This window comes from Streptomyces colonosanans (assembly GCF_001866645.1).
Taxonomy (GTDB): Bacteria; Actinomycetota; Actinomycetes; order Streptomycetales; family Streptomycetaceae; genus Streptomyces; species Streptomyces colonosanans.
Window position 1 is genome coordinate 20,138 of the sequence record NZ_MLYP01000024.1, and the last position, 12,124, is coordinate 32,261.

The following is a 12,124-nucleotide window of genomic DNA, read 5'->3' on the forward strand; positions in this document are numbered from 1 at the left end:
ATCCGGAGGATCCGAGATCGTGACTACCCAACGCACCTCAGGGCGGCGTAAGCAGGCCATGGCCGCTGCCGCCGTGGTCGCTGCGCTGCTGACCACCGCGGCGTGCGGCGGAGGCGACGACAACAAGAGCGACGGCGGTTCGAAGACCGGCGCGGCCGGCTTCGACGCCGCCAACAACAAGGTCGCCCAGGCCTCGCTGGCCAAGAAGGGCGGCGAGCTGAAGTTCGCGAGCGCGCAGGACGCCGACTCGTGGGACACCACGCGCGGTTACTACGGCATGGCGTGGAACTTCATGCGCTACTACAGCCGTCAGCTGGTCACCTACAAGAACGTGCCGGGCAAGGAGGGCGCCGAGCTGCAGCCCGACCTCGCCACCGACATGGGCAAGCTCTCGGCCGACAAGAAGACGTACACCTTCACCCTGCGTGACGGCATCACCTGGGAGGACGGCAAGCCGATCACCTCCAAGGACGTCAAGTACGGCATCGAGCGCATGTGGGCCCAGGACGTCCTCTCCGGCGGCCCGGTCTACCTCAGGGACGTGCTCGACCCCAAGGGCAAGTACAAGGGCCCGTACAAGGACTCCGACAAGGAGCACCTGGGCCTGAGCGCGATCGACACGCCCGACGAGAAGACGGTCGTCTTCCACCTGCCCGAGGCCAACTCGGACTTCCTGCAGATGATCGCGCTGCCCTCGGCGTCCCCGGTCCGCCAGGACAAGGACACCAAGTCCAAGTACATGCTGCACCCGTTCTCCTCCGGTCCGTACAAGTTCGACTCGTACAGCCCGGGCAAGGACCTGAAGCTGGTCCGCAACGACGCCTGGAAGCAGTCCTCGGACCCGTTCCGCAAGGCGTACCCGGACACGGTCAGCATCAAGTTCTTCACCAACGCCAACGTCATGGACCAGCGCCTGATCGCCGGCGAGTACGACCTGGACCTCAACCAGACCGGCATGTCGCCCCAGGGCCGCACCGTGGCCCTGAAGCAGCACAAGGCCAACCTGGACAACCCGGTCTCCGGCTTCATCCGCTACGCGGTGTTCCCGCAGAACGTCAAGCCGTTCGACAACATCCACTGCCGCAACGCCGCGATCTACGGCGCGGACCACGTGTCCCTGCAGACCGCGCGCGGTGGCCCGGTCGCCGGTGGCGACATCGCCACCAACATGCTGCCGCCGTCCGTGCCGGGCTCCGAGGGCCAGAAGTACGACCCGTACGAGAGCGCCGGCGCGAACAAGAACGGCAACGTCGACAAGGCCAAGGAAGAACTGAAGGCCTGCGGCAAGCCGGACGGCTTCAGCACCACCATCGCCGTCCGTAACAACAAGCCGGTCGAGGTGGCCACCGCCCAGTCGCTGCAGGCGTCGCTGAAGAAGGTCGGCATCGACGCCCAGATCGACCAGTTCGACGGTTCGCAGACTGCCGGTGTCATCGGTAGCCCCTCGAACGTGCACAAGAAGAACTACGGCATCATCATCATGGGCTGGGGCCCGGACTTCCCGTCCGTCCAGGGCTACGGTCTGCCGATCTGGAACAGCAAGTACATCCTTGACAGCGGCAACAACAACTTCGCCATGATCAAGGACAAGTCGATCGACAAGCTGTTCAGCGACTACACCAAGGCGACGGAAGAGTCGAAGCAGACCGAGATCGCCACGCAGATCGACCACAAGGTCATGGAGGGCGGCTACTACCTGCCCTTCGTCTACGAGCGGTTCGTCAACTGGCGCGGTGACCGTCTGGCGAACGTCTACACGACCAACGCGTACAGCGGTCAGTACGACTTCGTCAACCTCGGCCTGAAGTCAACGAAGTAACCCCGGCACACCCGCCGAACGGCACGAAAGGCAGGTGAAGGCCGGCGCAGCGTGACTGCGGACCGCCGGAAGATCTCCGGCGGTCCGCGGTCCGCGGCGGGCCGTAAGCTGTGCTCGCTTACCTCATCAGGCGGCTGTTCGCCGCCGCAGTGATGCTTGTGGTCGTCATCCTGGTGATCTTCAGCATCTTCTTCCTCATCCCCAAGTGGGCGGGCGTCGACATCGCCCTGAGCTTTGTGGGCAAGCAGGCCGACCCTGCCTCCGTCGAGGGGGTGCGGGAGAAGCTGGGCCTGAGCGAACCGATCTACACCCAGGTCTGGATGTTCTTCAAGGGCATCTTCGCCGGCCGCACCTACTCGTCCGGCGGCGACGTCGTCCACTGCTCCGCGCCGTGCTTCGGCTACTCGTTCAAGAGCGAGCAGGCTGTCTGGCCGGTGCTGACCGACCGCTTCCCGGTGACCCTGGGTCTCGCGCTCGGTGCGGCCGTCCTGTGGCTGGTCTTCGGCGTCGCGGCAGGCGTGCTCTCCGCCCTCAAGCGGGGCAGCCTGTGGGACCGCGGTGCGATGGTCGTCGCCCTCAGCGGTGTCTCGCTGCCCATCTACTTCACCGGTCTGCTCTCGCTGGCGATCTTCAGCTTCGGTCTGAAATGGATCAAGGCTGAGTACGTGCCCATCGGCCACAGCTTCACCGGCTGGCTCGGCGGCATGATCCTCCCCTGGATCACCCTGGCCTTCCTCTACGCGGCGATGTACGCCCGGATCACCCGCGCCACCATGCTGGAGATCCTCGGCGAGGACTACATCCGTACCGCCCGCGCCAAGGGCCTGCGCGAGCAGGTCGTCATCGGCAAGCACGCCATGCGCTCGACGATGACGCCCATCCTCACGATGCTCGGCATGGACCTCGGCGCGCTGATCGGTGGTGCGGTGCTGACCGAGACCACCTTCAGCCTGCCCGGCCTGGGCCAGAAGGTCCTCGACGCGATCAAGAACCAGGACCTGCCCTTCATTCTGGGCGTCGTCCTGATCACGTCCCTCGCCGTGCTCATCGCCAACCTCGTGGTGGACATCCTGTACGCCGTGATCGACCCCCGAGTGAGGCTCTCATGACCGAACTCAGCAAGAGCGAGGCCGCGATCAACGAGCCTTCCGTTGCCTCGCCCGCTCCCTCCTCCTTCCTCGAAGTGCGCGACCTCAAGGTGCACTTCCCGACCGACGACGGCCTGGTCAAGTCGGTCGACGGGCTCAGCTTCCAGCTGGAGAAGGGCAAGACCCTCGGCATCGTGGGCGAGTCGGGCTCCGGTAAGTCCGTCACCTCGCTCGGCATCATGGGTCTGCACACCGCCGGCCAGTACGGCAAGCGCAAGGCGCAGATCTCCGGCGAGATCTGGCTGAACGGCACCGAGCTGCTGTCCGCCGACCCCGACCACGTGCGCAAGATGCGCGGCCGTGAGATGGCGATGATCTTCCAGGATCCGCTGTCCGCGCTTCACCCGTACTACACGATCGGCGCGCAGATCGTGGAGGCGTACCGCATCCACCACAACGTCGACAAGAAGACCGCCCGCAAGCGGGCGATCGAGATGCTCGAACGGGTGGGCATCCCGCAGCCGGACAAGCGCGTGGACAGCTACCCGCACGAGTTCTCGGGCGGTATGCGCCAGCGCGCGATGATCGCGATGTCGCTGGTGAACAACCCCGAACTGCTGATCGCGGACGAGCCGACCACCGCCCTCGACGTGACCGTCCAGGCGCAGATCCTCGACCTCATCCGGGATCTGCAGAAGGAGTTCGGCTCAGCGGTCATCGTCATCACCCACGACCTGGGCGTCGTCGCCGAACTGGCCGACGACATCCTGGTGATGTACGGCGGGCGCTGTGTGGAGCGGGGCCCGGCCGAGAAGGTGTTCTACGAGCCCCGGCATCCCTACACCTGGGGCCTGCTCGGTTCGATGCCGCGCCTGGACCGCGAGCAGCAGGAACGCCTGATCCCGGTCAAGGGCTCCCCGCCCTCGCTGATCAACATCCCGTCCGGCTGCGCCTTCAACCCGCGCTGCCCGTACGCCGACGTCCCCAAGGACAACGTCACCCGCACGGTCCGCCCCGAGCTGACCGAGGTCGGTGGCCGGCACTGGGCCGCCTGCCACATGTCGCAGGAGGAGCGGGAGCGGATCTGGACCGAAGAGATTGCGCCCAAGCTGTGAGCGAGGACAAAGCTGTGACCATTCCCGCGCAGAGCGATGGTGCCGCCACCAAGGACGCCGCTCCGGGCGAGGTCCTGCTGAAGGTGACCGGCCTGCAGAAGCACTTCCCGATCAAGAAGGGCCTGCTGCAGCGGCAGGTCGGTTCGGTGCGTGCGGTCGACGGTCTCGACTTCGAGGTCAGGGCCGGTGAGACCCTCGGAGTCGTCGGCGAGTCCGGCTGCGGCAAGTCGACCATGGGCCGGCTGATCACCCGGCTGCTCGAACCGACCGGTGGCACGGTGGAGTTCCAGGGCAAGGACATCACGCACCTCGGCGTCGGCGGCATGCGTCCGCTGCGCCGCGATGTGCAGATGATCTTCCAGGACCCGTACTCGTCGCTGAACCCGCGCCACACCATCGGCACCATCGTCGGCGCTCCCTTCCGGCTCCAGGGCGTCACGCCCGAGGGCGGGATCAAGAAGGAAGTGCAGCGGCTGCTGTCGGTCGTGGGTCTCAACCCCGAGCACTACAACCGCTACCCGCACGAGTTCTCCGGCGGCCAGCGCCAGCGCATCGGCATCGCCCGCGCGCTCGCGCTCAAGCCGAAGCTGGTCGTGGCCGACGAGCCGGTCTCCGCGCTGGACGTGTCGATCCAGGCGCAGGTCGTCAACCTCATGGACGACCTCCAGGAGGAACTGGGCCTGACGTACGTGATCATCGCGCACGACCTCTCGGTCGTCCGGCACGTCTCGGACCGGATCGCGGTGATGTACCTCGGCAAGATCATGGAGCTGGCCGACCGCGAGTCGCTCTACAAGGCGCCGATGCACCCGTACACCAAGGCGCTGATGTCGGCGGTGCCGATCCCGGACCCGAGGCGGAAGAACGCCAAGAGCGACCGCATCCTGCTCAGGGGCGACGTCCCCTCGCCGATCGCCCCGCCGAGCGGCTGCCGCTTCCACACCCGGTGCTGGAAGGCGACGGAGATCTGCAAGACGACCGAGCCGCAGCTCAAGGAGCTCAGGCCCGGTCAGCGGGTCGCCTGCCACCACCCGGAGAACTTCGAGGACCAGGCACCGCAGGACACGGTTCTGCTGTCGGCCGCGAAGAAGGCGGCCGAGTTGGTGGCGGACGAGGTTCTGGCGCAGTCGGCGGAGACGTCGGCGGCGGTCGCGGCCGAGGTGGAGGCGGAGGCGGAAGCCGCCGCTTCCGAGGAGAAGCCCGCCGCTTCTGAGGGCAAGGGCGCGGCTGCGGCCGGGAAGCCCGCCGCTTCTGAGGGCAAGGGCGCGGCTGCGGCCGGGAAGCCCGCCGCTTCTGAGGGCAAGGGCGCGGCTGCGGCCGGGAAGCCCGCCGCGTCCGAGGGCAAGGGCGCGGCTGCGGCCGGGAAGCCCGCCGCGTCCGAGGGCAAGGGTGCCGCGTCCGAGGGCAAGGGTGCCGCTTCCGAGGAGACGGCCGAGGCATCCGGATCCTCCGAGGAGCCCGAGTCCTCCGGTTCCTCCGAGTCCTGACCGTCAGGAGTCACCGTTCGACAGGGAAGGAGGCCGTCGCCACCGCGACGGCCTCCTTCTTTTTGCTGTCTACTGCGCAATCCCGGTCATTCGATGCCTTCGCCTTGCTTTGTAAGGTGCACACCCTGTGGTAGGTGAGAATGTAAAGGTGCTCCAGCAATTGTTCAGCCCATCCGTCCAGCACACGCTCGACATCATCGGAATCTTCGTCTTCGCGATCTCCGGTGCGCTGCTGGCCGTGCGCAAGAACTTCGACGTCTTCGGCATGGCCGTGCTCGCCGAGGTCACCGCGCTGGGCGGCGGGCTGTTCCGGGACCTGGTCATCGGCGCCCCGCCGTCCGCCTTCGCGGACCTGGGCTACTTCCTGGCCCCGCTGCTCGCCACCGTCCTGGTCTTCTTCCTCCACCCGCAGGTGGAGCGCATCCAGGTGGCCGTCAACATCTTCGACGCGGCCGGTCTCGGCCTGTTCTGCGTCACCGGCACGACGAAGGCGTACGACCACGGCCTCGGACTCACCTCGTCCGCCGTCCTCGGCCTGGCCACGGCCGTGGGCGGCGGTGTGCTGCGCGACATACTCGCCAACGAGGTGCCCTCGCTGCTGCGCTGGGACCGCGACCTGTACGCGGTGCCCGCGATCGTCGGCGCCACGATGGTCGCGCTCTGCATCCGCTACGAGATGCTGACCCCACTCACCTCCGGACTCGCGGCCGTCACCGCTTTCGTGTTGCGCCTGCTCGCGATGCGCTTCCACTGGCGAGCGCCGCGCGCCTGGAACCGGCGCTCCAATGTGGCTGAGGAAGAGCTCCTGTCGCCTGACCTGTCATCTGCCGGCTGAGCCAGGTGAACGCCGTAGGGATCTGCGGCCGCCACACGGCCATGCTGTGGCCGCCGGCGCTGCGCGGGATCAGCACCGCGCGCACCGCCGTCGGCGGCCTGGCGATCTCCGCCAGCGCCGCGGCCGCCTGGTAGCCGTCACCGGACTCGCCGGAGAGATAGAGCGAGATCCGGGGCGGGGTGCGGTAGTGCTTCAGCAGGTAGTAGGGGTTGTTCTGCCGCCGCAGCTGGATGCTCTGCGCGGCGAGCGAGTTGCGTTCGCCGATCGGGTCGTTGTAGCCGGACAGGCTGATCGCGGCCCGGTACCGGTCGGGGTGGGCGACCGCGAGTTTCGCCGCGCAGTGCGCCCCCGCGGAGTAGCCGGCGGCGGCCCAGCCGCCCGGCGCCGACTGGGCGCGGAAGTTGTCCGTCACCATCTTGGGTACGTCGATGCTGAGCCAGCTGTCGGCGTTCACGGTGCCCGGGATGTTCGCGCAGCCCGTGTCGACCTTGGCGATGAGATTGGTGCGCGGCGCCACCAGGATGAACGGTGTCACCTGTCCGCTTTGCATCAGCGGCAGCAGCTGCTTGTGCACCTTCATCGATCCGAACCATGCCTTCGCCGAACCCGGGTAGCCCGACAGCAGCTCCACGACCGGGAACTTCTTGTTCTTGTAGGCGGGGTCGTCGTACTGCGGCGGCAGCCAGACGTAGACCTCGGCGTCGACGCCCGACACCCGGCCCTTCAGCTGGGTGACGCGCACCCCGCCGGCCGCGTGCATGTTCGGCCCGTCGGCCTGGGTGAAGGTCTGGTGGACCTTCGGCAGGGCCTTTATCTGGATCCCGCCGGTGCCGTCCTTGCCCAGGTCGGCGGCCTGCTGCACATGGTTGCCCGTGCCCAGCAGGTCGGCCCAGTTGTCGTACAGGCTGTTGGCGTTGTTCACCAGGACGAACACCAAAGTGATCGCGGTGACCTGTGCGAACAGCAACATCAGCACCCGGACGGCGTGGCGCACGACAACCGGGCCGCGGATCCGGGACCACAGGAACAGTGGCAGGAGGAGGGCGACCGCCGCGAGGATGATCGACGTGAAGAGGAACGGCGTTCCGGTGAGGCTCATCGGCTATGAGGCTCTTCCTGTGAACGGACGGATCGGGCTTTACGCCTTCTCAGAAGGAATCCGCGGGCCGTAGGTTACGGACGAGCGCGGACACTTACCGAGAAATTGCCAAAACCACACTCATAGCTGGCCGGAAGCCGCGGTGCGGTGGTTCGACGGAGCGTCACGCAGGCGAAACAACAAAAGCTACTGCTCGGTAATTTCGTGTTGTACTGTTCGGCTATGTCAGATACCGCACAGGCTGCGCGCGCCGTGATCGGCGACAGTGAGTTCGACCGCGACACCGCGGTCACCCTCCGTGAACCCGGCGTCTACGGCATCGACCTCTCGGCCGGCTGGACGATCATCAACGCGGTGAACGGCGGCTATCTGCTGTCCGTCCTGGGTCGTGCCCTCGCGGACGCCCTGCCGCACTCCGACCCGTTCACGATCTCCGCGCACTATCTCACCGCGTCCCAGCCGGGCCCCGCGGTGGTCCGTACGGACGTCGTGCGCACCGGCCGCACCCTCTCCACCGGCCAGGCGTCCCTCTTCCAGTACGACGACGAGGGCCGCGAGGTCGAGAGGATCCGCGTCCTCGCCTCCTATGGCGACCTGGACTCCCTGCCCGACGACGTCCGTACGAGCGTGAAGCCGCCCTCCTTCCCGCCCATGGAGCAGTGCTTCGGACCCGAAGACGGACCGGCGCCGGTCTCCGGCAGCTCGGCCATCGCCGAACGGCTGATGCTCAAGCTCGACCCCGCCACGCTGGGCTGGGCGCTCGGGTCGCCGTCCGGGAAGGGCGAGATGAGGGCCTGGTTCGGGCTCGCCGACGGCCGTGACGCGGACCCGCTCTCGCTGCTTCTCGCAGTGGACGCGCTGCCGCCCACCGCCTTCGAAATCGGGCTCTCCGGCTGGGTGCCGACCGTCGAGCTGACCGTGCATGTGCGCTCCCGCCCGGCGCCCGGCCCGCTGCGGGTGTCGATCACCACGCGCAACCTCGCCGGCGGCTTCCTGGAGGAGGACGCCGAGGTGTGGGACAGCGCGGACCGCCTGGTCGCCCAGTCCCGCCAGTTGGCGAGGGTCAGGGTGGGCTGACCCGCACAAGGTGTACGGGTGGTATGTGGGCGGCGTGCTCGGTGAACGGGCGCGCCGCCCACGGTCGTTGTGGGGGCGGCGCCGGTTCGGTCAGTCCATCCAGTGGTTGCGGCCGATGTCGATCAGCAGGGACAGGAGCGCCTCCCGGCAGCCCGCGGCCCCGGAAGCGCCGTGCGCGGCCGGCCCGGTGCCGGGTGCGCACGGCCCCGGGCCCCTCCGGGGCTGAGGCCGCGAAGGGCAGGCCCGTAGAATCGGCCTCACCATGGCATACCTCGACCACGCAGCGACCACCCCGATGCTTCCCGAGGCGGCAGAGGCGCTGACCGCGCAGCTCGGCATCACCGGCAACGCCTCTTCGCTGCACGCGTCGGGCCGCCGAGCGCGGCGCACCGTCGAAGAGGCCCGCGAGACCCTCGCCGAAGCGCTGGGAGCCCGGCCCAGCGAGGTCGTCTTCACCTCCGGCGGCACCGAGGCCGACAACCTCGCCGTGAAGGGCCTGTACTGGTCCCGCCGCGGCGCCGACCCCGCCCGCACCCGCGTCCTCGCCAGCCCCGTCGAACACCACGCGGTCCTCGACGCCGTCGACTGGCTCGGCGAACACGAGGGGGCCACGGTCGAGTACCTGCCCGTCGACGCCTACGGCCGCGTCCACCCGGATGCCCTGCGCGAGGCCATCGCCCGCAACCCCGACGATGTCGCCCTCGCCACCGTGATGTGGGCCAACAACGAGATCGGCACGATCATGCCGGTCCGTGAACTCGCCGATGTGGCAGCGGAGTTCGGCGTCCCGCTGCACGCCGACGCGGTCCAGGCCTTCGGCCAGGTCCCGGTCGGCTTCGAGGCCTCGGGACTCGCCGCGATGACGGTCTCCGGCCACAAGATCGGCGGCCCGTACGGCATCGGCGCACTGCTGCTCGGCCGCGAGTACAGCCCCGTCCCGGTGCTGCACGGCGGCGGTCAGGAGCGCCATGTGCGCTCCGGCACCCTCGATGTTCCGGCCATCGCCTCCTTCGCGGTCGCCGGACGGCTCGCCGCCGCGCAGCACGAGCGGTTCGCCCGTGAGATCGGCGCCCTGCGCGACGATCTGATCGACGCGGTCCGTACCGCCGTACCGGACGCGATCCTGGGCGGGGACCCGGTGGACCGGCTCCCGGCCAACGCCCACTTCACGTTCCCGGGCTGCGAGGGCGACTCCCTGCTCCTGCTGCTGGACGCGCAGGGCATCGAGTGCTCCACCGGCTCCGCCTGCACCGCCGGTGTGGCCCAGCCCAGCCATGTCCTCCTCGCCACCGGCGCCGCCCCGGACCTCGCCCGCGGCACCCTCCGCTTCTCCCTCGGCCACACGTCCACGCAGGCCGACGTCGAGGCGGTCGCCAAGGCGATCGGTCCCGCCGTGGAACGGGCCCGGAGCGCGGGGCTGACCTGACGGCACGGGCGCTACGCCGCCGTCGCGGTCCTCTCCCGCCGGACGAGCCGTAGGTACCGGTCCCAGTCCCAGTGCGGCCCCGGATCCGTGTGGTCTGTGCCCGGCACCTTGTTGTGCCCGATGATGTGTTCGCGGTCCACCGGTATGCCGTACCTCCCGCATATCCCGGCCGTGAGCCGCGCCGACGCCGCATACATCGCGTCCGTGAAGGAGGTAGCGCGCTCCACATACCCCTCGTGCTCGATGCCGACGCTGCGTTCGTTGAACCGCCGGTTGCCCGCGTGGAACGCCACGTCCAGCTCGCGGATCATCTGGGTGACCTGGCCGTTCGCCCGCACGATGTAGTGCGCCGCCGCGCCGTGCGCCGGGTCCTGGAACACCTTCACAGCGCTGCGGTAACCGCCCTGGGTGACATGGACGACCACACGGTCTATGCGGTAGTCGTCAGGCCGGTTCGCGCGTCGAAGATTCGCCGGCGACGCCGCCGTCCAGTGCGCCCCCCGGAAGTCGACCGCGCCCTCGACCCGGGGCTTCTCGACGCCGGGCAGCCGCCACCACAGATGCGCCAGCTCCTCCCGGGCCAGAGCGGCCGTGCCCACCGCGGCGGCTGTGCCGCCGACGATCAGCGCCCGCCGGCCAAGCCGCCGGTCGCCGTCCTTCATCACTTTCCGATCCCCCATGTGGTCGTCAACGGATACTCTCGCGCCCCGGTTCCCCCGGCCCCGTACTCTGGAAGGGTTATGACTGACACCACCCCGCAGCGCCCCCTCCGCGTCCTCGCCGCCATGTCCGGCGGGGTCGACTCCGCCGTCGCCGCTGCCCGCGCCGCCGAAGCGGGCCACGACGTCACCGGCGTCCACCTCGCGCTCTCCGCGAACCCGCAGTCGTTCCGCACGGGCGCGCGCGGCTGTTGCACCATCGAGGACTCGCGCGACGCCCGCCGCGCCGCGGACGTCATCGGCATCCCCTTCTACGTGTGGGACCTGGCCGAGCGGTTCCGCGAGGACGTGGTGGAGGACTTCGTCGCCGAGTACGAGGCCGGGCGCACCCCGAACCCCTGCCTGCGCTGCAACGAGAAGATCAAGTTCGCGGCGCTGCTCGACAAGGCCCTCGCCCTCGGCTTCGACGCGGTCTGCACCGGCCACTACGCCAAGATCGTCACGGCCGTCGACGGCACGCGCGAGCTGCACCGCGCGTCCGACATGGCGAAGGACCAGTCGTACGTCCTCGGCGTGCTCGACGAGAAGCAGCTCGCGCACGCGTTGTTCCCGCTGGGTGACACGGTCACCACGAAGGACGAGATCCGCGCGGAGGCCGAGCGCCGGGGCCTCGCGGTCGCCAAGAAGCCCGACTCGCACGACATCTGCTTCATCGCCGACGGCGACACCCAGGGCTTCCTCGCCCGGCGGCTCGGCACGGCGGAGGGCGACATCGTCGACGAGTCCGGCACCCGGCTGGGCACGCACGAGGGCGCGTACGGCTTCACGATCGGCCAGCGCAAGGGCCTCAGGATCGGCACCCCCGCGCCCGACGGCAAGCCGCGCTACGTCCTCGACATCTCGCCGGTCGACAACACGGTGACGGTCGGCCCGGCGTCCTCCCTGGACGTCAGCGCCCTGACCGCGATCAAGCCCCGTTGGTGCGGCACGGCCCCGACCGGCCCTGGCACCTACACGGCCCAGCTCCGCGCCCACGGCGGCGAGACGGAGGTGACAGCGGAGCCGGTCGACGGCGGACTCCGGGTGCGTTTCACCGAGCCGGTCCGCGGCGTGGCCCCCGGCCAGGCGATCGTCCTGTACGACGGCACACGCGTGGTCGGCTCCGCCACCATCGCGTCCACGGTCCGCGCGAAGGACACAGCCTCGGCGGTGTGACGCGTGGCCGCGGGCCGCCTGTGGAGCCGCGTGCTCCCGATCGGCCTCTGTCACGGCAGGGGGACCCGGGGTGGTGTACCGGCTGGGGGTGTGACACATCCGGAAGAACTGTCACACCCGCAGATCTCCCCTGCCGGCGAACACCCGCCGTACAGCACGTCCATGGACGCGACCGACGTGGGGCAGGCCGAACCGCTCTGCCCCCCACCCACTTCAGCGATCCGAACCATGACTTCCGTACCTCTGCGGCCCGGTGGGCCGGACGCGGAGCGGGGGCGGGGCTGCTGGTCCTCGATCTTCCGGC

General features: G+C 69.0%; 9 protein-coding genes and 1 pseudogene. 8 read left to right on the forward strand and 2 right to left on the reverse strand.

Annotated features, from left to right (window positions below):
* The first annotated feature begins 19 nt into the window (after positions 1-19).
* The 5 genes from BIV24_RS09365 (at position 20) to BIV24_RS31515 (ending at position 6,344) form a co-directional block, all read left to right on the forward strand.
* Positions 20-1,819 (forward strand): ABC transporter substrate-binding protein, encoded by a 1,800-nt coding sequence (locus BIV24_RS09365; RefSeq protein ID WP_071365747.1) that lies wholly within the window; start codon positions 20-22, stop codon positions 1,817-1,819.
* Positions 1,820-1,929: 110 nt separating this feature from the next.
* Positions 1,930-2,928 (forward strand): ABC transporter permease, encoded by a 999-nt coding sequence (locus tag BIV24_RS09370; RefSeq protein WP_071365748.1) that lies wholly within the window; start codon positions 1,930-1,932, stop codon positions 2,926-2,928.
* Positions 2,925-4,022 (forward strand): ABC transporter ATP-binding protein, encoded by a 1,098-nt coding sequence (locus BIV24_RS09375; RefSeq protein WP_071365749.1) that lies wholly within the window; start codon positions 2,925-2,927, stop codon positions 4,020-4,022. The genes BIV24_RS09370 and BIV24_RS09375 overlap by 4 nt, the downstream gene beginning before the upstream one ends.
* 14 nt (positions 4,023-4,036) lie before the next feature.
* Positions 4,037-5,509 carry an ABC transporter ATP-binding protein gene (locus tag BIV24_RS09380; protein ID WP_071365750.1) on the forward strand — a complete coding sequence of 491 codons (1,473 nt, stop codon included), beginning with the start codon at positions 4,037-4,039 and terminating at the stop codon, positions 5,507-5,509.
* Between the two features lie 148 nt (positions 5,510-5,657).
* Entirely contained in the window at positions 5,658-6,344 is a 687-nt protein-coding gene (locus BIV24_RS31515; protein ID WP_079168114.1) for a trimeric intracellular cation channel family protein, read from the forward strand.
* A 67-nt stretch (positions 6,345-6,411) separates the two neighbouring features.
* Here BIV24_RS31515 and BIV24_RS35160 read toward each other — a convergent pair.
* Positions 6,412-7,443, reverse strand: a pseudogene (locus BIV24_RS35160) (alpha/beta hydrolase); the annotation flags it as partial.
* A 222-nt stretch (positions 7,444-7,665) separates the two neighbouring features.
* Between BIV24_RS35160 and BIV24_RS09390 the strand changes: the two are divergent.
* Positions 7,666-8,520, forward strand: a complete 855-nt coding sequence (locus BIV24_RS09390; RefSeq protein ID WP_071365752.1) for a thioesterase family protein — start codon at positions 7,666-7,668, stop codon at positions 8,518-8,520.
* A gap of 262 nt (positions 8,521-8,782) precedes the next feature.
* Positions 8,783-9,946, forward strand: coding sequence for a cysteine desulfurase family protein (locus BIV24_RS09395; RefSeq protein WP_071365753.1), 1,164 nt, complete (start codon positions 8,783-8,785; stop codon positions 9,944-9,946).
* Between the two features lie 11 nt (positions 9,947-9,957).
* On the opposite strand, the gene BIV24_RS09400 is transcribed toward BIV24_RS09395, so the two are convergent.
* Positions 9,958-10,626, reverse strand: a complete 669-nt coding sequence (locus BIV24_RS09400) for an N-acetylmuramoyl-L-alanine amidase (RefSeq protein ID WP_071365754.1) — start codon at positions 10,624-10,626, stop codon at positions 9,958-9,960.
* Positions 10,627-10,686: 60 nt separating this feature from the next.
* Here BIV24_RS09400 and mnmA point away from each other — a divergent pair, with 60 nt between their 5' ends.
* On the forward strand, positions 10,687-11,820 hold the full coding sequence (gene mnmA / locus BIV24_RS09405) for a tRNA 2-thiouridine(34) synthase MnmA (protein WP_071365755.1): 1,134 nt from the start codon (positions 10,687-10,689) through the stop codon (positions 11,818-11,820).
* Positions 11,821-12,124: the final 304 nt, after the last annotated feature.

Coding starts and splice junctions, on each gene's coding strand:
- BIV24_RS09375 (WP_071365749.1), top strand. CDS start 2,925: ATGACCGAACTCAGCAAGAGCGAGGCCGCGATCAACGAGCCTTCCGTT.
- BIV24_RS09390 (WP_071365752.1), top strand. CDS start 7,666: ATGTCAGATACCGCACAGGCTGCGCGCGCCGTGATCGGCGACAGTGAG.
- BIV24_RS09395 (WP_071365753.1), top strand. CDS start 8,783: ATGGCATACCTCGACCACGCAGCGACCACCCCGATGCTTCCCGAGGCG.
- BIV24_RS09400 (WP_071365754.1), bottom strand. CDS start 10,626: ATGGGGGATCGGAAAGTGATGAAGGACGGCGACCGGCGGCTTGGCCGG.
- mnmA (WP_071365755.1), top strand. CDS start 10,687: ATGACTGACACCACCCCGCAGCGCCCCCTCCGCGTCCTCGCCGCCATG.